The following is a 26,039-nucleotide window of genomic DNA, read 5'->3' on the forward strand; positions in this document are numbered from 1 at the left end:
GCGAGGCTTTAGGACGGGGTGCGCGCTACGCCTTGGTGTTGCGCATGGCGCGCGCCCGTTCGAAGTTCCAGCTTGATGCGCACATGGCGTCGAGCCCGCGGCTGGCCTCCCACTCCAGTTCGGCCCTGGCTTTGTCCGGGCTGGCAAAGCAGCTCGCCACGTCACCGGCGCGGCGCGGCGCAAGCCGATAGGGCACCTTCACCTGATTCACCCGCTCGAACGCGGTTACCATGTCGAGGACCGAATAGCCCTGACCTGTGCCGAGGTTCCAGATCGACAGCGGCCGGTCGAGTTTTGCCAGGCCATCGAGCGCGGCGGCATGGCCCGCCGCGAGGTCGAGGATGTGGACATAGTCGCGAACCCCGGTGCCGTCCGGCGTGTCATAATCAGCGCCGAACACCGACAGTTCGGGGAGACGCCCGCCCGCGACGCGGCTGATATAGGGCATCAGATTATTGGGAATGTCGTTCGGATCCTCGCCGATCATTCCGCTGTCATGAGCCCCGACAGGGTTGAAATAGCGCAGGATTCCGATGCGCCATGACGGATCGGCGGCGGCCATGTCGGTCAGCATCTCTTCGACCATCAGCTTGGTCCGGCCATAGGGATTCGTCGCCGAGGTCGGGTGGTTTTCGTCGAGCGGAAGATATTGCGGCTGACCATAGACGGTCGCGCTTGACGAGAAGACCAGCATCTTGACCCCGCAATCGGCCATCGCTCCAACCAGTGTCAACGTCCCGCCGACATTATTGTCATAGTAGCGGACGGGATCGGCGACCGATTCACCGACGGCTTTCAATCCGGCGAAATGGACGACGGCTTCGACGCGATGATCGGTCATGACCTGCCGAAGCCCGTCACCGTCGCGAATGTCGCCAACGACTAGCGGGAAAGAGGCCCCGCTGATGTTTTCCACCCGTTCGATCACGTCGGCCGAGCTGTTCGACAGATTGTCGAAACAGATGAGGTCATGGCCCAGCGCGGCCAGCGCGACCGCCGTGTGGCTGCCGATATATCCGGTTCCGCCCGTCAGTAGGATTTTCATCTTTTCCGCCCGTTAGAGGTGTATCGGTGCGGCTATATCACTCAGCGCGCGCAGCGCAAAAATCTTGCAAAATCAGGCATCGGAGAGGCCCCGGAGCGGCGGATGTTGCGGCATGGTCAAAGCGGTGGCAGGTTCCGCAGATGAACTATGCCTATCTCGCGTTGGCGATCGTCGCAGAGGTTGTCGCGACCTCGTGCCTCAAATGGTCCGAAGGCTTCACCAGGCTGTGGCCGTCGGTCGTGACCGTCGTCGGCTATGGCATCGCCTTTTATTTCCTGTCGCTGACGCTCCGGACCATCCCGACCGGGATCGCTTATGCGATCTGGTCGGGGGTCGGGGTCGTGTTGATCGTCGCGGTCGCCTGGCTGTTCCAGGGCCAAAAGCTCGACGCGCCGGCGATCGCCGGTATCGGGCTCATCGTTGCGGGTGTCGCGGTGATGAACCTGTTTTCAAAGGCTATGGTGCATTGATCGGCGCGGTCTCGTTCGCGAGGCCGCTGCCCTGCATCAGCCGTTCGACTTGGGCGTCACCCAGATATAGACCGGCGTAGAAAATTTGCCCGGCGCGGGTTTGCCGATGTCGATGCGCTCGGCGGAAACCTGTTCACCGCTCTCGAGATGGAAGGTCACCCAGGGCTTCGGCATGCGCTGAAAGCTCAATTTCTGGATGGGCTGACCGGTGGTCGTGTTCATGATCGTGGCAATGATACTCATCGCGTGTCGGTAGCGATGGAGGCGCCGATTCGTCCACCCCGAAGGCGACAGATTATGCCGGCGCAGCGGCCGGCATCTGGATCAGGTTGAGAAAGCTCATCGCGACCTCGCCGCGCTGGTTGGTGATGGTCATTTTCATTTCGATCGTCCCGCGATCGGGCTTTGATCGCGACCGGGTCACCGCGATGATTTCGCGGTGGATGTTCAGCGTGTCGCCGGGGCGCACGGCGGTCAGCCATTGCAGCGCGTCGACCCGCAGCCCGAGCAGCGGGGTGGCACCGAATGGTTGCTTATCCACGAAATCGCGCATCACCAGTGAGGCGATATGCCAGCCGCTCGCGATGATCCCGCCGAAGCGGCCTTCGGCGGACGAGACGGGATCGACATGCATGGGCTGCGGGTCAAATTCCGCGGCGAACTTGATGATCGCCTCTTCGCTCACCAAGATCGGCCCGCCGGTCCAGACGTCACCGACATGAAGATCTTCCAGATAGAGCGAGCGATTTTGCATATTTACTTCCTGTCGTTGGTTTTGAATCTCGCCTTCGCTTCAGCGAAGATGGCGCGCGCCGTTTGGCGCATGATGACATTGCTTTGGGCTCAATTCTTCGCGTTCAGCATAGCCCGAAGCGAGGAGGGCGGGGCGCCGCTGCGTTCCAGCTCATCGAGCGTCGCGCGCGCCATCGCGCGATAGGCGGGCAATAGCTCGGGACAGTCGCGTTCGAGCGCCACCAGATGGCCGCCGATTGTTTCGCCGTCGCCGCGGAGCAACGGTCCCGACAGCGCGCCAAAGCCATGTTCGAGACTATTTTCGAGCGCCGCGCGGACCAGCGGCGCCAGCAATGCGTGGGGATCGTCGACGCCCGTGCGTGTCAGGGCGTGGGAAGCTCCGCTGACCAGCGTGACGAGGTGGTTCGCGGCGTGGCACAGCGCGGCATGATAAAGCGGTCGATGCTCTTCGCGGATTTCGACCCCGACGCCACCCAACAGGCGCACGACCTGTCCGGCCTGCGCGGTCGCCTCGGCGCTCGATCCGGTGATCGCAAAGCGTGCGCCAGCCATGCGTGCAATTTCATTTTGCGGATCGCCGGTGAAGGTCATGACGGGATGGATCGCCGCCGTTGCGACCCCTGCGTCGCGCAGCGGGCCAAGGATCGCCGCGCCGCTGCGACCGCTGACGTGGAAGATGAAGGGGGGCGTGGCGTTCGATACAAGCGGTGCGATCTTTGCGACGATGGGGGCGACTGCGTCGTCGGATACCGTAATGGCGATGAGATCACAGCTCTGGACCAGCATCTCGATCCGATCGGGGACGACAACCCGGCCTATTTGATCGACCGCCGCGCGCGCGCTGTCGGCGGACCGCGCCCAGAGCAGCGGAGACTCCGCCGAATGGGGCGCAAGCGCGAGGGCGAGGGCGCGGGCCACCCGGCCGGCGCCAATGACGCCGATCTGGCGATAGGTCGGGCTATCGGTCATGCCGCGCCTCTAGCGCGATCGGTGCGGCTCTGCCAGCGCTCCCGGTTCATCCGTCGCGGCCGTACACATCCTCGCGAAAGCTGACGCCGCGCGCGGTCGTGGCGGCGGTGATATAGGTTAGATAGACCGGCACCTGATGGGGCAGCGCGACCGCCTGTTCGGGGGCATCGGATGACGCGCGCACTGGCTTTTGCAGCAACCATTGCCCCAGCCTGGCGGCATCCTCGAGGCGTATGCAGCCGTTGCTGAAATGCCGGTCGGGTTTGCTCAGCAGCGCGCGGTCGGGCGTGTCGTGAAGATAAATACCCTCGTCATTGGGGAACAGAAATTTCACCCGGCCCATCGAATTGGCGCCGCCGGGCAGTTCGCGCAGCCGCAGCTCCTGATCGCCTGCCGCCACCGCCTGCCAGTCGATTTCGGACGCGGCGAGCGTGCGCGGGTTTGGTCCCCAATCGGACAGCGCTTCCATGCGCAGCGACGCGAGGCTGCGGCCGCCCAGCACTTTGGGCGCGATGCTGCCCTTGGCGAGATAGGTCGGCACATTCCAATAGGGGTTCAAAATGGCCCATTGCAGATTGCCCGCCAGCATCGGCGTTTGCGTTGCTGGGGCGCCGACGACGACGCGCATCGTCCCGACGCGCTTTCCCGATCCATAATACCAAAGCTGTCCCGACGAGGCGTCGACGACGATATGAGAGACCCAGGGACCGGGCAGAACGCGCGCGCGGTCGAGGTTCAGGTTCAGGCGCGCCAGCGCGGCTTTCGATGCGCCCTGTTTCCCGGTCTGGCCGACGAGGCGGCGGAGGCGTACATAATGTTCGCTCATCCAGCCCATGCTCGTCAGATAGGCGTCAAAGGATTTCGGAAAGGCCGCTGCGCGCAGCACCGTTTCGACGTCGGGCCGCCTGGGCTTGAGGCTGCGGTCGGCATAGATCATCCCGACTTTTTCGGGGCGGCGCACGTCACGGACATAGCGGGCAAAGACGTTGGAAAGTTCGATTTCTGCGCGTGCGATCGCTTGGGGATCGCCGGATTTGGCGTTTGCGATCAACGTGCGCAGTTGGCCGACCCGATAGGTGGATGGTTTCAGCCCGTCGAGGTCAGCAGATTCCAGATAGCCGATCAGTATATTCGCCGACTGCCCGATTTTGCCCGAGCGAAACCACAGCGGCTTGAAGTCGCGTTCGGCGTAGAAGCGTTTGACCGCGCCGTCGGCCTCCTCGCGCATCGCTGTCGTGACCGCGCCAGCAGCCTGTGCCGGACGGGCGTCGGTCGCCATCGCCGGAGGAGCCATGGTCGTCCCGGTTGCCACCAACACCAGAAAAAGGGGAATGCAGCGCCGCCGCATTCCCCCGAACATGGCGGTCAGCCCCGTTCCCCCAGCCGGGTTGGCGCGGGAGGCGGCGGAGGCGGTGCCATCGGCGCGTTGGGATGGTAAATGCCGTCGGCGGTGTAATAGCCGTCGACGATGCCGTCACCGTCGCGATCGGCGGCGGTGCTGCCCGGGACAGCTCCCGGCGGAGGCGGTGGCGCGGCAGCGACTTCCTCTTTGTTCGAACAGGCCGAAAGCGCCAGTGCGGCCCCGGCGGTGAACAGGATGGATTGGAAACGCATCTGCTATTCCTTCGAAGAGCGCATGAAATCCGCATCTCTGCGCTTGTGCCCCAATCACTGAAACCCGCCATGGCAGGCATTGGTTGCGCGTCATCTACGCCGCAACCAGGAGGGGTTTTTGAACAATGGTCTTCAGGTCAGGCGGCGCGCGGATCAGGGCTGGAAAGCAGGTAGGTTTCTCGCAAAAACACCATGGCGGGTGCCGATACGGAACCGTTTTCGGTCATGGGACTTCTAGACCGGTTTTTTACGGGGATAGAGGCTTTTGGATCGTGTTCCTGCGACATAGGCGCGCCATGTGCGGCGCGGCAAAGCGATGATTCCGCCGACAATGAGCGGTGCGCAGAAGAACGTCGCGCGCCAGTCGGGATAGCGACCCGCGCCCCATTCCCAGGCCGCGAGTTGTATCTCTCCCGCGAGCGTGAGCGGATAGCCCGTCATGAGATGGTGGCGATCATGCGCATCGATCGCGGCTTGCCGCCATGCGAAGTTGCGAAGCCTGAATCGCAGCGGTCCGATATGAAAAACCCAGTGTGATGCGTCCGGTCGTTCGAGCCGATGCGCCGTGCGCAAAGCTTCCAGCGGATCAGCGCCGCCCGTCATCGCGCACCGGGACGGCCAGCATCTCTGCCTGTTGACCGGATGCCGCGCTCAGCGCCCGTGCGGTCAGCGGGGTTATTCCCGGACGTGCGGGCAAATTCGCGGGGAGCTTGATGTTCGACGCAAGTCCAAACAGGGCGAGCAGCCGGATGAACTGATAACCGAGGTCGATCTGACCGGGGTAGAGGCCATGGCGGGCCGAGCTTGGGAAGGCGTGGTGGTTGCTGTGCCAGCTTTCCCCCATCGTCGGAATGGCCATGATCGGCACATTATAGGCCTGAATGACCGCGCCATCGACCGCCCAGTCCTGCGGCCCGCGGGTGTGCGCGAAATAGGAGATGAACCAGTGCATGGTCGTACAGGCGGCAACGCGGACCGGGCCCCCCCAGACAACCCACGACCAGCCGCCGAGCAGATAAAGGGCGAGTATGACTGGAAGCTGCTGCACCATCCAGTAGCGATCGAGGAAGCGATAGAAACGATCGTCGCCGATTCCGGGGCCGGGATCAAAGCCGGGCGGCCGGGCGAGCTGAAGCCGGAAGTTGAGATAATAGAAACCGTCGATCACCAGCGGCTTTGCGTGGCGCAGGAACCAGTGGCAGTCGGGCTGGCGCTGTGCCCAGTCGCGGCTGTCATGCAGGCGGATCGTCCAGATTGGACCGCCCATTCCGACGGCGGTTCCCAGCCAGACCAGAATATATTCGAGCCATTTGGGGCAATCGAAACTGCGGTGGATCAATCGCCGGTGAAAGCCGACCGAGTGACCGGCGCAGAGCGTTACGGCCGAGGTGACCAGAAACACCGCAAGCGCACTCCAACTGAAGGTCAACGGGCCGAGGGGCAACGCGGCGGCCAGCATCGCCATATTCCAGAGGGATCGCGGTGCGTCCCACAGGATGCGGCCTTCCACGGCGTCGGCCCGGTCGAGCCCGGTCAGCGAATTGACCTTGAATGCGCCTGCCGCCGCGCCGCCCGCTTCGCTCATGGATGTCCCCTCCCGCCACCGGCTCCGTCAAAGAGGCCTGCCGCGCGCCTGTCGTTGCCGATCAGATACCCCAGCCTGCGGGGAGTGGCGCTGCGTCCCGGCATCGCGCTATTGACCCAATGGCAGCGGGGCGAGGATGAAGTTCAACAGCTTGTGCCCGCGCGGGTGGGTCTGTTCCGTCACGAGAAGATATTGCTTCGCCTTCGCTGAACTCCATGCCTTGATGCGCGCACCGTCCGGACCTTTTTCGGCCGGGCTCTTGGACGCATCGGGATGGCGCGATGCCCAGCGATCGACCAGCGCGACCCCTTCGGCGAATGTCATCGACGGCGACGCTTGCACCGCACAAACCCGGGGAGCATCGGACAGCATCACGATGACATCCCCCTGCACAAGTGCAGGGAAACTTCCGACCTGTTCCTCCTTGAAGCCATCGTCCCGGGCGATCTGACTTGCCTGAGCGGCGGACGCTCCCGATATGAGGGGTTCGCAATATCGGGTCAGCGCGATCTCCGGATCGGCGGCTGAGGCGGCCAGAGCTGGAACCGAAGAGGTAATGGCGAAGCTTGTGGTGGCGATTTTCCAGACGAGTTTCATTTCGGGTCCCTGTGACAAGCTTTGGAACCGCATAACGTGCCAAGGCTAAGGCCGTCTTAAACTATACCGGGAACTGTCATTCAGTAAATGGCGAACGCTTTCGCGCCTGAATTCAGGATCCGCGTGGCGAGAGGTCGCCCTTGATCTCGCCGGGGCGCAACGTGCTCACCAACTGGATAAAGCTGCGCCGTGCGATGATTTCCAGCATCGGCATTTGCGCGCGCCAGGGTTTCTCATAACCGGCGAACATCGTCATTCCCTCCATCGAGGCCGAAATGAACAGCGCCAATATCTTGCGCTCATCCTCGGGAAGTGCCGGGTTGATCTCGCCGATCAGCTCGTTGAGCGACACGCGCGCGCGATCGTAAAGCTCGTTCATCCGGTCGTACACAAAGGGATCGTGGTTCGCCATCGCCCATAGCTCGGGGAAGAAACGCGTCGTCTTCTTGGTCGTGATGTCCTCGAGGATCAGCATCACCAGATTTTCAAGCCGCGCTTCGGCGGTCGCGCCGGCCTCATGGACGATCTCGTCGAAAGACTCCTCATAACTGCTGATCACCGCGTTGAGCAGTTCGCGGATCAGCTCTTCCTTCGACCGGAAATAATAGTTGAGGTTGCCGACGTTCATCCCCGACTCGGTGGCGATGCGGCGCAGCGTCAGCGCGGCCGATCCATGGTTCACCAGCAGCGCCAGCGCCGAGCGCAAAATATGCTCAAAGCCGTCTTGGCCGCGGGCATAGCCCCCGGTGCGCGGGGTGATTTTCAAATCGGGAACAATGAAATTCGTCAAGTTTCTGTGGCCTTTCGGGGGCCTAGTTAACCGCCTCTCGCTCCTTGGACAAGTGACCTAATTTTTACGATTGACTAAATTTGGACAAGTGAACAATATTATCCCGAATCGGCCATTAGAGCCATCGACAACAGATCAGGGAGAGTGAGGATGCAGCGCATCGCACGTGGGGCGGCCTTTGCCATTTTGATGGCATCGGCCAGCATGTCGGCAGCAGCGGACTATCCGCAGCCACTGGCCGAAGAGCCGGTTCCGTCGGTCGCCGAATTGCCCGCCGACTATCCCGACAGCTGGGTCCTCGTGCACGATCTGCATTTCAACAGCCTGCCCGACGGGCGCGCTGCGGTCGTGGATGTCGCCGCCGAAAATCATCATGTGCGCGGGCAGATCCCCGTCGCTCAGTTCGGCAATATCCTGCCGTCGACGACGCGCGGCGAAATCTATGTCGGCGAAACGTTCCTGTCGCGGCTGACCCGCGGCGAGCGCACCGATGTCATCACCATCTGGGACACCAAGACGCTGGCGCCGAAGGGCGAGATCATCCTTCCCGGCGCCAAGCGCGGCCTGTTCGTCACGCTGCGCAACAGCCTGCAACTGACCAACGACGAAAAATGGGCGCTGGTGTTCAACTTCACTCCCGGATCGTCGGTGACGGTGGTCGATCTCGACGGCCGCAAAATCCTGTCCGATATCGAACTGCCGGGCTGTTCGCTGGTCTATCCGACCGGCCCGCGCGGCTTCACCTCGCTCTGCGCCGACGGCACGATGACCAGCATCACTCTCGATGCCGCGGGCAAGGCGGGCGAGGCGGTGACGAGCGCGGCGTTCAACAATATCGACGACGATCCGCTGTTCATGACCCCCGCGATGGTCGGGAAGACCGCCTGGTTCGCCAGTTTCAAGGGCGGTATCCGCGGGATCGATTTCTCGGGGACCGTGGCGCGCGATCTCGGCGCTTTCCAGATCCCGGCTCAACCCGGCGGCGAACCCGAATGGCGGCCGGGCGGGTGGCAGGTCATCTCCTCCGACCGCGCCGGACGGCTCTATGTGCTGATGAACCCCAAGGGCGGCGAAGGGTCGCACAAGGATGGCGGCACCGAAGCCTGGGTGATCGACCCGGCGACCCGGACGGTCGTCCGCCGCATCGCGCTCAAGAACCACAGCGTGTCGATCGAGGCGACCCAGCAGGCCGCGCCGCTACTCGTCGCCTCGCGCCCCGACGGATCGCTGGACGTCTATGACGCGGCCAGCGGCGCTTTTGTTCGCACGATCGTCGATGTCGCGCATGACCCGATGACGATGACGGCGTCGCGCTGATGGCGATCATCACCTCCGCCCTGACCCTCTTCCTTGCCGCCGTGTTGGGCGTCGCCGCGGCGCACAAACTCGCCGAGCGCGGCCGGTTGGCGCAGGCCACCGCGGGCCTGCTGCGGATCGACGCCGCGGTCGCGATGCCGATGACGATGGCCGCCGCGACGATCGAGGCTGCCGCCGCGCTCGCGCTGCTCTTTCCGGCATCGCGCCCCGCCGGAGCCTTGCTCGCGGCGCTGCTGTGGGCCGGATATGGCGTGGCGCTGTTCGCGGCGCGCCGCCGCGGCGATGCCGCGATGGACTGCGGCTGCGACTTTGGCGCGCGGCGCAAGGGCATCGGGCGCTTCGTCGTCGGGCGTGCCTTCGCGCTGTCCGCCGCCGCGCTCGCGCTTCTTCTCTCTCCCGCCGGGGGCGGCGCAATCGACAGTCAGTCGATCTTCGCCGCCCTCGCTTTTCTCGCGCTGCTCTTCGCAGCGGGTGAGATTGCCCATCTTCCCATCAGGAGTGCCGCACGATGACCGGCTTTGTTTTCGCTTCGCAAATTTTGCTGTGGATTGCGGTCGCGGTGCTCGCCGTCCTCGTCGCGGCGCTCGCCCGGCAGGTCGGGGTGCTTCATGAACGTATCGCCCCGGCGGGCGCGCTGACGCTGCACCAAAAGGTCAATGTCGGCGACACCGCCCCCGAAATGACGCTCGACACGCTCGAGGGGACACAGGTCGTCATCGGCGGCAAGCGCCAGCGGCGCGGGCAGCTGATCTTCTTCCTCTCGCCTGATTGCCCGGTCTGCAAAACCTTGCTGCCCGTCGTCCGTTCGGCGCGCGGGGCGGAGCGCGGCTGGCTCGACGTGGTGCTGGCCAGCGATGGTGACGCCGCCGCGCATCGCCGGCTGGTGATGGCCGAGGGGCTGGCGGGTTTCGACTATGTCCTGTCCGAAGATCTGGGCCGCAAGCTGGGCGTGTCGAAGCTGCCCTATGCGGTGCTGATCGACGAAGAGGGGCGCATCGCCTCGCTCGGCCTCGTCAACAATCGCGAGCATCTGGAAAGCCTGTTCGAGGCCAAGGAACGCCGCGTCGCCTCCATTCAGGAATATCTCGCACGCGGCTGAGCCGCGGGGCCCGACAAGAAGGGGACAAATATGTCGCGTCTGGACAAATTTTCCGAAACCGTCACGCGCCAGGTCGCGCGCGCCACATCGCGGCGCAGCCTGCTGACGCTGATCGGCGGTGCGATCACCGGGGCGGCGACGCTACCCGTCCTGCCGGTCGCGAGAGCGCAGACCCATGGGGGAGGGCATGGCGGCGGGAGCGGCGGTCATATCGCACCGCAAACCACCGGCAATCCGCAGGACCCGGGCGACCAGACCCAGTGCGATTACTGGCGTTACTGCGCAATCGACGGCTTTTTGTGCAGCTGCTGCGGCGGCACCGCGAGCAGTTGCCCGCCGGGGACCGAAATGTCGCCGATCACCTGGATCGGCACCTGCCAGAACCCCGCCGACAATCGCGCCTATATCATCAGCTATAACGACTGCTGCGGCAAATCCTCGTGCGGGCGCTGCCTGTGCAACCGCAACGAGCGCGACCGGCCGATGGTCCGTCCGCAGGCCAATAATGACATCAACTGGTGCCTTGGGACGTCGAGCGCGATCTACAATTGCTCGACCGCGGTGATCCTCGGCGTCGCGCTGGAGCAGAAATGATGCGGCGCGCTGCCATATTGCTGGCGCTGGCCGGGCTGGTCGCGGGCGCGCAGGTCGCGCGCGCCGACGACGGGGCGACGATCTACAAACGCTGCGCCGCCTGTCATCTGGCCGATGGCGCGGGCGTGCCGGGTGCCTTTCCGTCGCTGAAGGTCGATGCGAAGGCGCTCGCCGCAACCCCCGCCGGGCGCCGCTATCTGGCGCTGGTGGTGATCCGCGGCGTATCGGGACCGCTGACCGTCGGGGGCAAAGCCTATCGCGGAACGATGCCCGCGCAGGCGGGGCTCAACGATGCGCAGGTCGCGGCGGTGCTCAACCATGTGGTGAAGGGTTCGTCGGCGCGGGCCTTCACCCCGCGCGAGGTTGCGGGATATCGCGCCGGCGGATCGGCGCTCAACGGCGCCGCGGTCGCCCGCCTGCGGCCGGGCGGCGCCGCGAAATGAAGTGGCTGGCCGTCTCGGCGCTGATCGTGGCGACCGGCACGGCGGTGACGGCGCCGGCTTTCGGCGGGGTGGAGGCGATGCCGGGCGTCGCCGATCCGCTGCGCGCGCGGCAGAACTGGATTTTGCAATGCCAAGGCTGCCACCGCGCCGATGCGACGGGGACGCCGCAGACGACGCCGACGATGGCAGGAGTGGTCGGGCAGTTTTTGCACGTGCCGGGCGGGCGCGAATATCTGGGGCAGGTGCCGGGCGTTGCCACCGCGGCCCTGTCCGATGCCGCGCTGGCGGAGGTGCTCAACTGGTCGCTCCTGCGTTTCGACCGCGCACATGTGCCTGCTGACTTCACGCCCTACACGCCCGCCGAAATCGGGCGATTGCGCAAGAAACCACTGCGGACCGAAGCGGCGGCGGTGCGGGCAAAACTGCTCGCGAGCTTCGCCGGAACCCAAGAAACAATCAAAAAATAGGGGAGGATACCAATGACCAAAATGACTGAGCGCCGCGTGGCGCGCTCCATGGCGCTGCTGCTGCTTGCCGGGGTGTCGGTTCCGGCGCTGGCGCAGGAGACGCCCGCCGCCGATGTCGCCGCGATCACCGACGGCACCGATATCGTCGTGACCGCGCAGAAGCGGGCCGAACGGTTGCAGGACGTGCCGATCGCGGTCAGCGCGCTCGGCGGCGATGCGCTCGAACGCCAGCGGGTGACGCAGGCCGACGAACTGGCGGGCAAGATCGTCAATCTGCAGCTCACCTCGACCGTCGGCGACAACACCCCGATCTTTGCGCTGCGCGGCGTGTCGATGTCCGATTACAGCCTCAATCAGGCGAGCCCGGTCGCGACCTATTATGACGAAGTTTACAAGGGTAACTTCGCTTTCCTCGGCGTCGCCATGTACGACCTCGAACGCGTCGAGGTGCTGCGCGGGCCGCAGGGAACGCTCTATGGCAAGAACACCACCGGCGGCGCGGTCAATCTGATCAGCCGGACGCCGGTGCTCGGCGACACCGAAGGCTATCTGAACCTCGGTTATGGAAATTACGGCCGCTACGAAGCCAATGGCGCGGTCAGCGTGCCGCTGGGCGAGACGCTCGCCGCGCGCGTCGCCTTCACCTTCGCGCGTGCCGACGGCTGGTTCAAGAACCAGCTGCCCGGCGAACCCGATCTGGCGGGCGTGCGCGAATATGGCATTCGCGGATCGCTGTTGTTCGAACCGTCCGACAGCGTACGCTTTGTCCTCCGCGCCTCGACCAGTTACCAGAACCCGCGCAACTATGGCATTTATGCGCAGCCCGAGGCGATCAACCGTCCGGGGCTTGGCCGCCGCGAGATTGAAGCGAATGTCACCGAACGCCGCCGTGCACGCACCTGGTCGGTGGCGCTGACCGGTACCGTCGATGTCAGCGACAGCCTTGCGATCACCAGCGTCACCTCGTGGGACAAGGGGCGGTTGAGCTTTTACGAGGATACCGACGGCACCGCGAGCGAAACGCTCGAAATCCCATACCTCGACCGCGCATCGCAATTTGCGCAGGATCTGCGCCTGACCAGCGATTTCGGTGGGCCGTTCAACTTCATTCTCGGCGCCTATTTCAACCGCGAGAAAGTCTATAACCAGACGACGTTCGAAATCGGCAAGGACGTCGATTCCGACGGGCTACCCGGTGTCACCGACGCCGATTGCGCGATCGGCTTTCCCTTGGGCTGCCTGTTCCGCAACAGCTTCGATCAGGTCAAGAAAAGCTATGCGCTCTATACCGACATGAGCTTTGAGCTGACCGACGCGCTGACGCTGCGCGGCGGGCTGCGCTACACGCGCGACAAGGGGACGCAGAGCAACTTCGAGGCCAATGCCTATGGCCCGAACGAGGTGTTGGTGATGAACCTGATCCCGCTCTCGTCGCTCCACTACACCACCGAAAATCTGTCGGGGAAGATCGGCGCCGATTACAAGATCAACCCCGATGTGATGGTCTATGGCAATTACAGCCGTGGCTATCGCGCGCCGAGCTTCAATGCGCAGGCCTTTTTCGATCCGTCCGAACTGTCGGTGGCCAAGGCCGAAAAGATCGACGCCTTCGAACTCGGCGTGAAGAGCCAGTTCGCCGACCGCCGCATCACGCTGAACATGGCGGGGTTCCATTACAGCTATAGCAACCAGCAGTTCATCAACGTCGATCCGGCGAGTGCTGCCCAGACATTGCTCAATATCCCAAGCTCGCGGATATTGGGCGGCGAGGCCGAACTGACCGCGCGCGCCACCGACATGCTGACGCTGCGCGCCGGGGTCGGCATCCTCGATACCAAGATCAAGCGCGGCATGGTCAGCGGGGTTGATGTCAGCGGCAACCGTCTGTCCAACGCGCCCAAGCTGACTTTCACCGGCGGTTTCGACGCGACGGTGATGGACAATGACAGCGGTGAGATCAGCCTGCACGGCGACATTAATTATTCGTCGAACCAATATTTCGAAGTGCTCAACATCCCCCGGTTGCGGCAGGATAAATATGTCCTTCTGTCGGGGCATATCGATTGGGAATCGGGCGACGGGCGCTGGACGGCGTCGGTGTGGGGCAAGAATCTGACCAACAAATTCTACTTCACCTCGCGCGTCGACCTGCTCGCCGGTTTCGGCTTCGACTATAATCATGTCGGAACGCCGCGGACCTACGGCGTCACCGTCGGCGTGAAATTTTGACCGGAGAGCGACATGCCTGACTACAAGATGCTGATCGGCGGCCAGCTCGTCGATGGCGACAGCCAAATGGACGTCATCAACCCCGCGACCGAAGAGGTGTTCGCCACCGTCGCCCGCGCCTCCGAGCGGCAGGCCGACGAGGCGATCACCGCCGCCGCCGCCGCCTTTCCGTCATGGGCGGCAACCCCGATGGCCGAGCGGCGGGCGAAGATCAGCGCGCTGGCCGATGCGATTGTCGCCAACAGCGACGCGCTCGCCCGCGCGCTGACGCAGGAGCAGGGGAAGCCGCTCGCCGAAGCGCAGGGCGAAATCGCGTGGGCCGAGGGCTATTTGCGCCATTATGCGACGCTCGAAATCGCCGAGCGAACGATCCAGGACGATGAAAACGGGCTGATCCAGATACGGCGCAAGCCGCTGGGCGTCGTCGCGGGGATCATCGCGTGGAATTTCCCGCTGCTCGTCGCCTGCTGGAAGATCGGGCCGGCGGTGCTCGCGGGCAACACGATCGTGCTCAAGCCCGCGCCGACGACGCCGGTCACCGCGCTGATGCTGGGCGAGCTGTGCCAGACAATCTTCCCGGCGGGCGTGGTCAATATCATCGTCGATGCCAATGATCTGGGCGGCTATCTGACCGCCGATCTGCGCATCGCCAAAATCGGCTTCACCGGATCGACCGCGACGGGCAAGAAGATCATGGCGAGCGCCGCCGACGGGTTGAAGCGGCTGACGCTGGAACTCGGCGGAAACGACCCGGGGATCGTCCTCGACGACGTCGATGTCCGCGCCACCGCGCAGGGCATTTTCAACGCCGCCTTCCTCAACTGCGGGCAGGTCTGCCTCGCGATCAAGCGCGCCTATGTCCACGACAGCATCTATGACGCGATGTGCGATGAACTCGCGCGATTGGCCGAGGCGGCGGTGGTCGACGACGGGCTGGCGCAGGGCGCGCAGATCGGGCCGATCCAGAACCGGGCGCAATTTGAAAAGCTGCAGGATTTCCTCGAACGTGCGCGGACCGAGGGGACGATCATCGCGGGCGGCGAACTGATCGACCGCGCGGGCTATTTCATGCGCCCGACGATCGTCCGTGACGTCACCGATGGCGACCATATTGTCGACGAGGAACAATTCGGCCCGATCCTGCCGGTGATCCGCTATTCGGACATTGACGATGTCGTCGCGCGCGCCAATGCTTCGCCTTACGGGTTGGGGGCATCGGTCTGGTCGAGCGATACCGACCGGGCGCTGGCGGTCGCAGAACGGATCGAAAGCGGCTCGGTCTGGGTCAACCAGCATGTCGCGATCGGCCCGCATATACCGATGGCCGGGGTCAAATCCTCGGGCCTCGGCGTCGAACAGGCGGAGGAAGGCTTGGCGGAATATACGCAATTGTCGGTGATCAACATGGCGCGTGGCGGATGAGCGAGACGTTCGTCTGGGATCCGCCGGCCCATTATAATTTTGCACGCGACACGATCGGGCGGCTCGCCGCCGAGCGGCCCGATGCGCGCGCGATGCTGTGGACCGACGGATCGGGCGCGGTGGTCGATCGCAGTTTTGCCGAATTGGCGGACCATTCGGCGCGCGCCGCGGCGGTGCTGAAGGCGGCGGGGGTCGGGCGCGGCGACACCGTGCTGATCCTGATTTCGCGCGAGATCGAATGGTGGGAGCTGATGCTCGCCTGCTTGCGGCTCGGCGCCATCGCCTCACCCGGCACGGTACAGCTGACGCCGAAGGACATCGCCTATCGCTGCGGGGCGGCCGAGGCGCGATGCATCGTCGCCGGCGTCGATGTCGCGCCGCGCGTCGACGAAACGCCGGTCGATGCAGCAATTCCGCTGATCCATATCGGCGGTGCCCGACCCGGATGGATCGACTATGGCGCGGTCAAGGCGGCGGTCGAGCCGCTGGCCGAGATCGCTGACACTGCGTTCGACGACCCGGCGCTTTGCTATTTCACCAGCGGCACGACCGGCCAGCCCAAGATGACGATCCATGGCGCGCGCTATCCGCTGGCGCATGAGATTACCGGGCGCTTCTGGCTCGACCTTGGTCCTGACGATCTGCACTGGAACATGTCCGACACCGGCTGGGCGAAGGCGGCATGGAGCAGCCTGTTCGCGCCGTGGCTGATGGGCGCCGCGATCTTCGTCAGCCATGCGCCGGGCTTCGATCCGGTTGCCGCGATGGACCTGCTCGAACGCCATCCGGTGACGACCTTGTGCGCGCCGCCGACCGCCTATCGCATGTTCGTGCGCGCCGATCTCGAAGGCCGGGCGTTCCCGCATCTGCGCCACTGCGTCAGCGCGGGCGAGCCGCTGAACCCCGAGGTGATCGACCTGTGGAAGCGCGCGACCGGGCTCGATATCCACGACGGTTATGGCCAGACCGAAACCGTGCTGCTGTGCTGCAACCGTGCGGGCGCGGCGCGGCAAGGCGCGATGGGGCGCCCCGCGCCCGGTATCGACCTTGCCGTGATCGGCGATACGGGCGAAATCCTGCCGCCCGATCAGGAAGGCGATATCGCACTGCGCGTCGGCGAAGGGCTGCCGCCCGGCCTGTTCCTCGGCTATCGCGGCGACCCCGATCGCACCGCTAGTGTCTTTCGCGACGGCTGGTATCTGACCGGCGACCGCGCCACCGTCGATGCCGAGGGCTTTTTCTGGTTCGTCGGCCGCGCCGACGATGTCATCCTGTCGTCGGGCTATCGCATCGGACCGTTCGAGGTCGAAAGCGTGTTGTTCGAACATGAAGCCGTCGCCGAGAGCGCGGTCGTCGCCAGCCCCGATCCGACGCGCGGCGAAGTGGTGAAGGCGTTCATCGTCCTCGCGGCCGGACACAGCCCATCCGACGAGCTCGCCAAGGCGCTTCAGGATCATGTGAAGGCGACCACCGCGCCGTATAAATATCCCCGCCGCATCGAATTCGTCGACAGTCTGCCCAAGACGGTCAGCGGCAAGATCAGGCGCAAGGAATTGCGCGACGACGAGTTCAGGAAAGCCGACGCATGACCGACAGCTATGTTCGCGGTGACGACACCGCCCCGCTGATCGAGATGACGATCGGCGACCGCTTCGACCAGACCGTCGCGCGCTATCCCGACGGCGATGCGCTGGTCGTCCGCCATCAGAATATCCGCTGGAGCTGGCGCGAACTTAGCGCGCGGGTCGATGCCGTCGCGGCGGGACTGTTGCAGCGCGGGCTGAAACCCGGCGACCGCGTCGGCATCTGGGCGCCCAACTGCGCCGAATGGGTGATCGTCCAGTTCGCGACCGCCAAGGCGGGGCTGATCCTCGTCAACATCAACCCCGCCTATCGCGTCCCCGAACTCGGCTATGCGCTGAACAAGGTCGGCTGCGCGGCGCTGATCCTCGCGCCTTCGCACAAGAGCAGCGATTATGTCGCGATGCTGGGGGAGATCGCACCTGAGCTGAAGACCGCGGCGCCGGGCGCGCTGCACGCCGCGCGCTTGCCAGATCTGCGGCTCGTCGTCGTGCTGGGCGACGGCGCCTACGCCGGCTGCCTGCCGTTCGCGGACCTCGCGAGCGACGATGTCGGTGCGCTTGCGGATATTGCGATCGAACCCGGCATGCCGGTCAATATTCAGTTCACCAGCGGCACGACCGGATTTCCCAAGGGCGCGACGCTGTCGCATCGCAACATATTGAACAATGGCGCCTTTGTCGGTGCGCGGATCGGGCTCTCCGCCACCGACCGCATCTGCATCCCGGTGCCGCTCTATCATTGTTTCGGGATGGTGATGGGCAATCTCGCCTGCGCGGTCCACGGCGCGACGATGGTCTATCCGTCCGAAGCCTTCGACCCCGGCGCGGTGCTGGAGGCGGTCGAGGCCGAGCGCTGCACCGCGCTTTACGGCGTCCCGACGATGTTCATCGCTGCGCTGGGCCATCCCGATTTTGCGCGCTTCGACCTGTCGTCGCTGCGCACGGGAATCATGGCGGGGTCGCCGTGCCCGATGGCGGTGATGCGCGAAGTGATCGACCGGATGCATATGGATCAGGTCACGATCGCCTATGGCATGACCGAAACCAGTCCGGTGAGTTTCCAGAGCGCCACCGACGATCCGCTCGCGCTGCGCGTCTCGACCGTCGGGCGCGTCCAGCCGCATCTGGAGGTCAAGCTCATCGACCTCGCAGGCGACGTCGTCGCGCGCGGCGAGACGGGCGAGCTGTGCACGCGCGGCTATTCGGTGATGCTCGGCTATTGGGACGACGCCGAACGCACGGCTGATGCGATTGACGCCGAAGGCTGGATGCACACCGGCGACCTCGCGGTCATCGACGAGGCGGGATATGGCCAGATCGTCGGGCGCATCAAGGATCTGGTGATCCGTGGGGGCGAGAATATCTATCCGCGCGAGGTCGAGGAGTTTTTGCTCACCCATCCCGGCGTCGCCGATGTGCAGGGGGTCGGTATTCCCGACGAGAAATATGGCGAGGAATTGTGCGTCTGGATCATCGTCCGCCCCGGCGCGGTGCTGACCGAAGCCGATGTGCGCGCGCATTGTCAGGGCCGCATCGCCCATTACAAGATTCCGCGCCACATCCGCTTCGTCGACGAATTTCCGATGACCGTGACTGGCAAGGTTCAAAAATTCGCGATGCGCGAGCAGATGGTGAAGGAACTGGCCGGCTAGCGAAGCCGTTCGCGGGCATTATCCGGCAAAATAGCGCAGCACTTCGGCCTTGAATTCCAGCGTCAGGCGCGATGGCCGCGATACATTCGACACCGCAAAGGCATATTGATGCAGGATCGGTGGTGCGAAGGGGCGGGCGACGAGCGGCTTGTGGAGATAGGGCTTTACGAGCAGTGCGTTCAAAATCGCCATCCCATTGCCCCGCGCCGCGAGCGCGCAGGCTGATCCATGGGTATGGGTTTCGATCGCGACGCTGGGCCGCAGGCCAAAGGAGGCGAAGGCGGCATCGACCTGCGTGCGCCAATGGCGCCCGGCGCCGAGCAGGATTAGCGCATGGTCGCCGATGTCGGCGGGGGTGATCGTCTCGAGCGCCGCGAGCGGATGATCTTCATGCAGCACGCACACCGACCCGCTCGATACCACTTGCTCGACGGCAAGATCGCTTTCGTCGGCCGGGAGTTTGACGAAGCCGCAATCGACATAGCGCATCGCGATCATCGAGCGCGCGGTTTCGACGCTGCGCGAATCGATGCTGAATTCGACCCCGGGAAAACGCTCGCGAAACTGCGATATGATGTCGGGCAGCACGCCCTCGGCAAAGCTCGGCGGCGCGACGACGCGCACCGTCCCGGCCGAATAGCCCGCAATGTCGCGGACCATGCTGTTGAACCGTTCGAGGCTCGCCAGCGTCAGTTCGACCTCTTGCAACAGCTTGATGCCGTCGGCGGTCGGCACCAGCTTGCCCCTATCGCGGTAGAAGAGATCGAAGCCGACGTTGGTTTCGAGCTGCGCAATCAGGCGGCTGACCGCGGGCTGCGACAGCGACAATTGCTTGCCCGCGGCGGTCGCCGACCCGGTTCGCATGATCTCCGAAAAGACGCGCAGGGCGCGAAAGCTGACTTCCTTGTCGGCGATGGTGCCAACCGGGGCCAGCGGCTTGTGCATGTCAGGCGGTCTCCGTCGCGGAGATGACGGGCAGGAGGAGGCGCGAGCTTTGGCCCGGCCCGAAATGGACCCGATTTTCGGCGGGCTGCGGCTGTGCGTTGGGCAAGCGCCAGTCGCTGTTCGGATTAATGTCGAAGTGCGGGAAGTTGCTGCCCGCGATCTCGACCCGAATCCGGTGCCCCGCGGCGAAGCGGTTGCTCATCGGGAAGGACGCGATTTGCACCTGATAGACCTTTCCGGCTTCCATCGGCTCGGGGGTCTCGAACGAGTTTCGGAACCGCATCCGCAAAATGCCGTGCGCGATGTTGAGCGCATAGCCATCGTGATAATCCGCGCTCGGCGGATAAACATCAACGATTTTGATCGTGAAATCGGTGTCGACCGCGTCTGAGCTGACGAAAAGGTCGGCTACGACCTGTCCGGTGAGCTCGATATCGCCCTCCAGCGGTGCGGTTTCGAAGACCAGCACGTCGGGACGTTCGGCCAGTGGGCGATAAGGCGGCTTCGAGCCGAAGAAATCGGGGCTCTCACGCTGGTCGAACCCGCCAGCGTCCATCACCGGGGCGCCCGATGCGATCGGGCCGCCGATCGTCGGGACGGGATCATGCGGGTCGTGGATGAAGCCGCGATGCGCTGCTGTTGGCGCCGCCCTGCCGGTCAGTTCGCCGTCGGCGTGCAGATAGAAGGGGGTTTCCTGCGTCTCGGGAAGCGGCCAAGCGGTCGCGGTGCGCCAGCGTCCGCCATGATCGAGACGGCCGTTTGCCAGCTTTCGCCCCGATCCGCCGCCCATGGTGAAGAGATAGACGGGCTCGGGCAACGGGTCGGGGGTCGTCGCGTCCCGCTTCAGATGATGGTCGAACCAGCGGCGGCGCAGTCCGATATAGTCGCCGAACAAATGATCGAGCGTCGCCGCCGCGCCAAAATCGGCGTCGCCCGAGAAGGTCAGCGAGCGCTTGCCGTGGGTCCACGGACCCATGATCAGCTTGACCGGGCCGCGCTTGCGCGCCGCAAGGCCGGTGAAATTCTCGATCGCGGTCAGCGCATAGGGGTCGTACCAGCTCGACATATGGACCATCGGCACGTCGGCAAATTCGTCATACCAGCCGCGGGCATAGAGGCCGCGCTGCTTCCAGAAATCGGAGAAATTCTCTTCATTCCATTGTTCGAGAACGAAGCTTTCATATTCGGGTGCAGCGGCCACCGGTGAATGGCCGGGCGTCCACCGTTCGACGCCGATCCAGTCGCGAATATCGACCGCCGCGAGCGCTTCGCGCCGTGCGGGATCCGCCATTGTCGCGCGTGCGAGCCGGGCATGTTTGAGTGCCCAAGTCAGCTGTTTCAGCTCATAGGCGCCGCCCTGCCGGATACCGCTGTGATAGGCGCTAGAAAAACCGCCGGAATCGAGAAACATCGCCGCGAGCCCCGGCGGGTCGAGGCTGGCGAGCGCCGCCTGAACATGCGCGCCATAGGAAAGACCCATCGTCCCGATCTTGCCGTTGCACCAGTCTTGCGCGCGTATCCACGCGAGCGTGTCGGCGCCGTCCTCGGCCTCCGACATATATTTGCGGAACACGCCTTCCGACCCGTAACGGCCGCGGCAATCCTGCAGGACGAAGGCATAGCCGTCGGCGGCAAAGATGCGCGCGATTTCGGGCTTGGACAGCGGCGTGTCGTTCGCGATCGAAAAATCGGCGTGGTTCGTGCCTTGCTTGTCATAGGGGGTGCGTTCGAGCAGCACGGGCAGGGCCGCCGCGCCTTCGCGAAGATAAATATCGGTGGCCAGATGTACGCCGTCGCGCATCGGCACCATGACATTGGCGAGCAGCCGGATCGGCATCATCTGTGTCACCGCGTCGTCACCGCATAGGTCGCGGGTGCACCCGGCCCGACAGGAATATCGAAGCTGGTCCACAGGCCGACGAGGCAAAGCCCGGTAAGGCCGATCGCGATCGAAAAGGGCAGCATCATCGCGATCAGCGACCCGACCCCGAAATCCTGACGCCAGCGTTGGGCGAGAACGAGCACGAGGACGAAGTTCGATGCGACGGGGGTCACGATGTTGAAGATGGAATCACCCATGCGATAGGCGGCGGTCGTCATTTCGGGCGACACGCCGAGCAGCATCAGCATCGGCACGACGATCGGCGCCATCGCGCTCCATTTCGCCGAGGCCGACCCGATGACGAGGTCGAAGACCGAGGACATCATCAACAACATGATCAGCATCACCGGGGTCGCGAGCTGCTGCGCGCGGAGCCAGTCGGCGCCGTTGATCGCCATCACCGGGCCAAGGTTCGACCAGGCGAACATCGCGATGAAATGCGCGGCGAAAAAGGAAATGACGAGGAAGGGCGTCATTGTCGCGAGGCCCTCGGTCATCATCTTGACGACATCGCGGTGCGACCTGACCGAACCGACGGCGGCGCCATAGGCCCAGCCGCAGACGAGGAAGAGCAGCATGAAGCCCGCGACGAGCGAGGCGTAAAAGGGTTCGAGCCGCGCGGGGCCCACCGCGTCGGAGTTGATGAGCGGCGTATAGCCGGGCCACAGGGTGAGCGCGGCAAACAGCAGGACGATCACCAGCGCGGCAACGCCTGCACGCCGCAAACCTTTGGTTTCCGCGCGCGCGTCGGTCGTTTCCGCGGGATCGGCCTTGAATTGCGGGCTGGTCCATGCACCGAGGCGCGGTTCGACGATGCGGTCGTTCACATACCAGGTGATGGGGATCAGCAGGACGCCGAGCGTCGCGGTGAACCACCAATTGCCGAGCGGGTTGAGCATATGATCGGGGACGAGCAAATGGGTCGCCGATTTGGTGATGCCGAGCATCAGCACATCGAACTGGCCGGGAAGGAGATTGGCGGCAAAGGCGCCCGAAATCCCGGCATAAGCGATGGCGATCCCGGCGAGCGGATGGCGCCCGGCGGCAGCAAAGACGATCGCCGCGAGCGGGATCAGCACGACATAGGCAGCGTCGGCGGCCTGATGCGAGAGCAGGCCGATCAGGAAGATTGCGGGGCTGAGCAGGCGGTTCGGCACATTGCGCATCGCGCGCGTCATCAGCGCCGAAAACAGCCCCGAGCGTTCGGCGACCGCCGCGCCCAGCATGACTACAAGGATCAGCCCGAGCGGGGGGAAATGCGCCATGGTGTCGGGCATCGCTGTCAGCAGCTTGCCGACATTGTCTTGCGAGAGCAGGCTCTTGGCGACCAGCGTCTCGCCGGTCATCGGATTGACCGCGCTCCATCCGAAAAACGCGGCGGCGACCGACACCGCAACGAGCAGCGCGATCAGGCCGAGGAAGATGAAGACCGGGTCGGGCAGGGCATTGCCCAAGCGCTCCACCCGGTCGAGCCATTTACGTGTTTTGCTGTCCGCTGGCATCGTCGAGCTGCCCCGCTATCCTGATCCAGAGAGGATGCCGCGCCGGTCGCCTACGGGCAACCGGCACGGCGATCCGGTTACATCTTCACCGAGAAGCTGGCGTAGAGGAAGCGGCCACGCGCATCATAGGTGTAGATGTCATAGTTGATCGGCGCGTTGGCGTAGGAAGCCGGCGGCGCCTTGTCGAACAGGTTGTTCACGCCGAGGCTGAAGCGCGCCGCATCGTCGTTGATGTTGAAGCCGATTTCGACGTCTGTGTAGATGATCGAATCGGTCCGGGCGTCCTTGACCGGATTCACGGCATCCGTCGTCGGACCGATATAGCGGCCGCGCAGCGTCGCATCCGCCGTGTCGCCGGTCCAGCGCAGCGAGGCCTGGCCCTTCCAGCGCGGATAGGTGGCGCGCGGCGTGTCGCCACGACCGGCCCGCTCGTCGACGATCGGGGCGCCGCCCGCCGGGTTCGGCGCCGTCGTCTTGAACGAATTCAGATAGGACGCATCGACGACCGCCGCGAAGCGACCGATGCCGGTGCCGAATTCATAGCGCAGCGTCGCATCGACGCCGTCGGTCTCGATCGAATTCAGATTCTGTGCGCCCTGCAGCAGTTCGAGGATCTCACCGGTCCCGCTGTCGCGGCTGACGAGGTCGCAGAAGACGCCGCCGCGAACCGCGCAAAGCTGCATGATCTGGGTCGGGGTCTGCGACGCGATCGCGTCCTTGATCTTGATCTTGTAGTAATCGACCGTCAGCGACAGCCCGCGCACGGCGCTCGGTGTGATCGCGACGCCGGCACTGAACGTGTCCGCGGTTTCGGGCTTCAGATTGTTGTTACCGCTGATGACGCCGGGGATCAGGCCGTTGAGGTTGTAATTGGCCTGATTATAGCCGGTCGGCACGCCCGCGCAGCCGGGCAGGTTCGGGTTGGCCGAAGCGCCGCCGTTGCACGGATCATTGCCTTGGAAGCTGGTCTGCCGCGCACCCTGATACAGTTCGAGGATCGACGGGGCGCGGAAGCCCTGCGAATAGGTGCCGCGGATCAGGATATCCTCGATCGGGCGGTAACCGAGACCGGCCTTCAGCGTCGCCTTGTTGCCGACCGTCGAATAATCCGAATAGCGGCCCGCGAGGCTGAGCTCGAGGCTTTCGGCGAAGGGCTGGTCGCGGAAGATCGGGACATTGAGTTCGGCATAGGCTTCGTGCAGGTCATAGCTGCCGACCGTTGCTGTGCGCGTCTGCGACGTGGTCGTCGTATATTGCGCGGCCAGGAACCGTGAGGCGGCATTCACGAAGGCATCAGGGGCATCGAAACCGCGGTTCTGGCGATATTCGTAACCGACGGCGAGTGCGACCGGCCCGGCGGGCAGTTCGAACAAATTGCCGGTCACGTTGAACGCAGCGTTATAGAGTTCGGTGCGGTTATATTCGCGCGTCGTGTAGCGGATATAGTCCGCCTGTTGCTCGGTCATCGGGCCGAACAGGTTGATCGGCACGCAGCCCGCGGTGGCAGCGCAGATCGCGGGCGATCCCAGACCCAGGAACAGATTGTCATAGTTGATGCCGTTTTCGGCCTTGGTGTGGATGCTGTTTTTCGAATAGGATCCATAGACATCCCAGCGCCATTCGCCGCCGCCGATCTGGAAGGTGCCGTCGACGCCGACCGAGAAGCGGATCGTTTCGACATCCTGCGAATTGTTGCGGTTGCCGACGTCGCCCATCACCTTGCGGATGCGCCAGGCGCTGTTCGCGCCAAAGCCGAGGGCGTTGGCCCCGGGAACGCCGTTGGCGGTGCCGAAGGGGTTGAAGGCTTGACCCGCCGGAATGGAGAAGCCGCGTACTGTGCCGGCGCTGCCGCCGATATCGAGCAGGACGGGCGAGAAGAGCTGGCTCGACTTGCGGCGGTTATAGACGCCCTCGAACTTGATCGTGACATCGTCGGTCAGCTCATAGTCGAAGCGGCCATAGAAGCCATAGCGTTCCGACGGACCCGCCGAGTAAATGCCCTGCGCCTGGGTGTTGTAGGCGTCGCCCGGCAGAGCGCCGACGTGGAAGGCGTTGTCGGCCAGATTGCCCGCGCCAATGCTTGCCCCATTGTTGAGGATGATCGGATTGGACGAATTGCCAAAGCCCGCTGCGGTGCCGAAATAGCCGTTGCCGGCGAGGCCGGGCAGAATGAACAGGCCGTTGGGATTGGTGCCCACGCTCGTCTGCGGTACCAGCGTCAGCCGTGTCAGGTCGCGCGCATCGGTGCGGATCGCGTTGGATTTGGCATAGCTCGCCGACAGGATGATCGACGCGCGGTCCCACGTCTTGCCGCCGGTCAATATGGCTGATGTTTCGGCGCCGTCGCCATAGCTGGTGATGCCGGCGCGGACCGAACCGCGCAGGCCGTCGAACGGCTGCACTGTCTTGATGTTGACGACGCCGGCAATCGCATCGGCGCCATAAATGGCCGACGCGCCGTCCTTCAGTATTTCGATGCCGTCGATCATGCCCTGCGGCATGGTGTTGAGATCAACGAAGTCGCGGAAGCCGCGCTGGCCGACGCCATCGACCCAGCGATGCCCGTCGACCAGGACGAGGACGCGGTTGCCGCTGCCCTCGGCGCCGCCAAGATAGCGCAGGTTGATCGAGCTGGCGCCATAGGAGGTGCCCTGCGTGCCGTTCGAGTTCAGGCTGACGCCCGCCGACGGCAGTTTCTGGAGCAGGTCGCCGATCGACGAGGAGCCCGACCGGCTGATGTCTTCCGAGGTCAGCGTCAGGATGGGGCCAACCGAGTCGGCGTCCTTGCGGCCGATGCGCGAGCCGGTGACGATGATGTCGCCGCCGCTGTGGGCGTCCGAAGCCGTCTCTTCTTCGGCGATCTGGGCGTGGGCGAGAGCCGGCCAAGCGAGGGCGCTCAGGCTGATCCCGGCCGCGGCGGCCAGTCTGGCGAGATGGCACTGCCGAGCGAAGCGAGCGGATACGGCGGTCATATTTTGTTCCCCATTTGCGATTCGGCCTTTGACCTAGTGCGAAGCCGAGAACAGGAAAATATTATGACGGCTGCGGATGGGCCCATAACAAAACCGCATAAGGTTGCTG

Annotated in this window: 25 protein-coding genes; 11 read left to right on the forward strand and 14 right to left on the reverse strand. The window is 64.3% G+C overall.

The genetic code is table 11. From position 1 onward, the window contains the following. Positions 1-25 precede the first annotated feature (25 nt). Positions 26-1,045: a UDP-glucose 4-epimerase GalE gene (gene galE, locus AC1RRJ_RS11620; protein WP_493122763.1), complete on the reverse strand. Its 1,020-nt coding sequence runs from the start codon at positions 1,043-1,045 to the stop codon at positions 26-28. Between the two features lie 140 nt (positions 1,046-1,185). Here galE and AC1RRJ_RS11625 point away from each other — a divergent pair, with 140 nt between their 5' ends. Then, complete coding sequence (locus tag AC1RRJ_RS11625) at positions 1,186-1,515, forward strand: SMR family transporter (protein ID WP_493122765.1); 330 nt, start codon at positions 1,186-1,188, stop codon at positions 1,513-1,515. Between the two features lie 36 nt (positions 1,516-1,551). Here the strand turns inward: AC1RRJ_RS11625 and AC1RRJ_RS11630 are convergent, their stop codons facing one another. The 9 genes from AC1RRJ_RS11630 to AC1RRJ_RS11670 all read right to left on the reverse strand — a co-directional run bounded on the left by AC1RRJ_RS11630 (position 1,552) and on the right by AC1RRJ_RS11670 (position 7,823). Further along, complete coding sequence (locus tag AC1RRJ_RS11630; RefSeq protein ID WP_493122767.1) at positions 1,552-1,758, reverse strand: hypothetical protein; 207 nt, start codon at positions 1,756-1,758, stop codon at positions 1,552-1,554. Positions 1,759-1,810: 52 nt separating this feature from the next. Further along, complete coding sequence (locus AC1RRJ_RS11635; protein WP_493122769.1) at positions 1,811-2,269, reverse strand: MaoC/PaaZ C-terminal domain-containing protein; 459 nt, start codon at positions 2,267-2,269, stop codon at positions 1,811-1,813. Between the two features lie 89 nt (positions 2,270-2,358). Further along, entirely contained in the window at positions 2,359-3,237 is an 879-nt protein-coding gene (locus AC1RRJ_RS11640; protein WP_493122771.1) for a Rossmann-like and DUF2520 domain-containing protein, read from the reverse strand. Positions 3,238-3,283: 46 nt separating this feature from the next. Next, on the reverse strand, positions 3,284-4,549 hold the full coding sequence (locus AC1RRJ_RS11645; protein ID WP_493122773.1) for a L,D-transpeptidase scaffold domain-containing protein: 1,266 nt from the start codon (positions 4,547-4,549) through the stop codon (positions 3,284-3,286). 53 nt (positions 4,550-4,602) lie between these two features. After that, entirely contained in the window at positions 4,603-4,851 is a 249-nt protein-coding gene (locus tag AC1RRJ_RS11650; protein WP_493122775.1) for a hypothetical protein, read from the reverse strand. Positions 4,852-5,085: 234 nt separating this feature from the next. Further along, on the reverse strand, positions 5,086-5,454 hold the full coding sequence (locus AC1RRJ_RS11655; protein ID WP_493122777.1) for a hypothetical protein: 369 nt from the start codon (positions 5,452-5,454) through the stop codon (positions 5,086-5,088). Beyond that, on the reverse strand, positions 5,438-6,436 hold the full coding sequence (locus tag AC1RRJ_RS11660; protein WP_493122780.1) for an acyl-CoA desaturase: 999 nt from the start codon (positions 6,434-6,436) through the stop codon (positions 5,438-5,440). The genes AC1RRJ_RS11655 and AC1RRJ_RS11660 overlap by 17 nt, the downstream gene beginning before the upstream one ends. 108 nt (positions 6,437-6,544) lie before the next feature. Further along, the gene (locus AC1RRJ_RS11665; protein WP_493122782.1) at positions 6,545-7,033 is read right to left on the reverse strand and encodes a hypothetical protein; all 489 of its coding nucleotides are present in this window, start codon (positions 7,031-7,033) and stop codon (positions 6,545-6,547) included. A gap of 112 nt (positions 7,034-7,145) precedes the next feature. Then, entirely contained in the window at positions 7,146-7,823 is a 678-nt protein-coding gene (locus AC1RRJ_RS11670) for a TetR/AcrR family transcriptional regulator (protein WP_493122784.1), read from the reverse strand. Between the two features lie 150 nt (positions 7,824-7,973). Between AC1RRJ_RS11670 and AC1RRJ_RS11675 the strand changes: the two genes are divergently transcribed. The 10 genes from AC1RRJ_RS11675 to AC1RRJ_RS11720 are packed head-to-tail and all read left to right on the forward strand — an operon-like array spanning position 7,974 to position 18,629. Next, positions 7,974-9,140: an amine dehydrogenase large subunit gene (locus AC1RRJ_RS11675; protein WP_493122786.1), complete on the forward strand. Its 1,167-nt coding sequence runs from the start codon at positions 7,974-7,976 to the stop codon at positions 9,138-9,140. After that, positions 9,140-9,652: a MauE/DoxX family redox-associated membrane protein gene (locus tag AC1RRJ_RS11680; RefSeq protein ID WP_493122788.1), complete on the forward strand. Its 513-nt coding sequence runs from the start codon at positions 9,140-9,142 to the stop codon at positions 9,650-9,652. The genes AC1RRJ_RS11675 and AC1RRJ_RS11680 overlap by 1 nt, the downstream gene beginning before the upstream one ends. After that, positions 9,649-10,239, forward strand: coding sequence for a redoxin family protein (locus tag AC1RRJ_RS11685; RefSeq protein WP_493122790.1), 591 nt, complete (start codon positions 9,649-9,651; stop codon positions 10,237-10,239). Before AC1RRJ_RS11680 ends, AC1RRJ_RS11685 begins: the two co-directional genes overlap by 4 nt. Positions 10,240-10,269: 30 nt before the next feature. Continuing rightward, complete coding sequence (locus tag AC1RRJ_RS11690) at positions 10,270-10,833, forward strand: methylamine dehydrogenase light chain (RefSeq protein WP_493122792.1); 564 nt, start codon at positions 10,270-10,272, stop codon at positions 10,831-10,833. Continuing rightward, on the forward strand, positions 10,830-11,276 hold the full coding sequence (locus AC1RRJ_RS11695) for a c-type cytochrome (protein ID WP_493122794.1): 447 nt from the start codon (positions 10,830-10,832) through the stop codon (positions 11,274-11,276). The genes AC1RRJ_RS11690 and AC1RRJ_RS11695 overlap by 4 nt, the downstream gene beginning before the upstream one ends. Then, complete coding sequence (locus AC1RRJ_RS11700) at positions 11,273-11,743, forward strand: cytochrome C (protein WP_493122795.1); 471 nt, start codon at positions 11,273-11,275, stop codon at positions 11,741-11,743. The genes AC1RRJ_RS11695 and AC1RRJ_RS11700 overlap by 4 nt, the downstream gene beginning before the upstream one ends. A gap of 12 nt (positions 11,744-11,755) precedes the next feature. After that, positions 11,756-13,972: a TonB-dependent receptor gene (locus AC1RRJ_RS11705; RefSeq protein WP_493122797.1), complete on the forward strand. Its 2,217-nt coding sequence runs from the start codon at positions 11,756-11,758 to the stop codon at positions 13,970-13,972. Between the two features lie 12 nt (positions 13,973-13,984). Beyond that, positions 13,985-15,394, forward strand: coding sequence for an aldehyde dehydrogenase family protein (locus tag AC1RRJ_RS11710; RefSeq protein ID WP_493122799.1), 1,410 nt, complete (start codon positions 13,985-13,987; stop codon positions 15,392-15,394). After that, on the forward strand, positions 15,391-16,983 hold the full coding sequence (locus tag AC1RRJ_RS11715; RefSeq protein WP_493122801.1) for an AMP-binding protein: 1,593 nt from the start codon (positions 15,391-15,393) through the stop codon (positions 16,981-16,983). Before AC1RRJ_RS11710 ends, AC1RRJ_RS11715 begins: the two co-directional genes overlap by 4 nt. Beyond that, on the forward strand, positions 16,980-18,629 hold the full coding sequence (locus tag AC1RRJ_RS11720; protein ID WP_493122803.1) for an AMP-binding protein: 1,650 nt from the start codon (positions 16,980-16,982) through the stop codon (positions 18,627-18,629). Before AC1RRJ_RS11715 ends, AC1RRJ_RS11720 begins: the two co-directional genes overlap by 4 nt. A gap of 18 nt (positions 18,630-18,647) precedes the next feature. Here AC1RRJ_RS11720 and AC1RRJ_RS11725 read toward each other — a convergent pair whose 3' ends face one another. The 4 genes from AC1RRJ_RS11725 to AC1RRJ_RS11740 form a co-directional block, all read right to left on the reverse strand. Continuing rightward, positions 18,648-19,574, reverse strand: coding sequence for a LysR family transcriptional regulator (locus AC1RRJ_RS11725; RefSeq protein WP_493122805.1), 927 nt, complete (start codon positions 19,572-19,574; stop codon positions 18,648-18,650). A 1-nt stretch (position 19,575) separates the two neighbouring features. Continuing rightward, positions 19,576-21,414, reverse strand: coding sequence for a CocE/NonD family hydrolase (locus tag AC1RRJ_RS11730; protein ID WP_493123050.1), 1,839 nt, complete (start codon positions 21,412-21,414; stop codon positions 19,576-19,578). Between the two features lie 5 nt (positions 21,415-21,419). Beyond that, on the reverse strand, positions 21,420-22,958 hold the full coding sequence (locus tag AC1RRJ_RS11735) for an AbgT family transporter (RefSeq protein WP_493122807.1): 1,539 nt from the start codon (positions 22,956-22,958) through the stop codon (positions 21,420-21,422). 77 nt (positions 22,959-23,035) lie between these two features. Beyond that, the gene (locus AC1RRJ_RS11740) at positions 23,036-25,930 is read right to left on the reverse strand and encodes a TonB-dependent receptor (protein WP_493122809.1); all 2,895 of its coding nucleotides are present in this window, start codon (positions 25,928-25,930) and stop codon (positions 23,036-23,038) included. Positions 25,931-26,039: the final 109 nt, after the last annotated feature.

Source organism: Sphingopyxis sp. GW821-FHT12C06, from assembly GCF_058807415.1.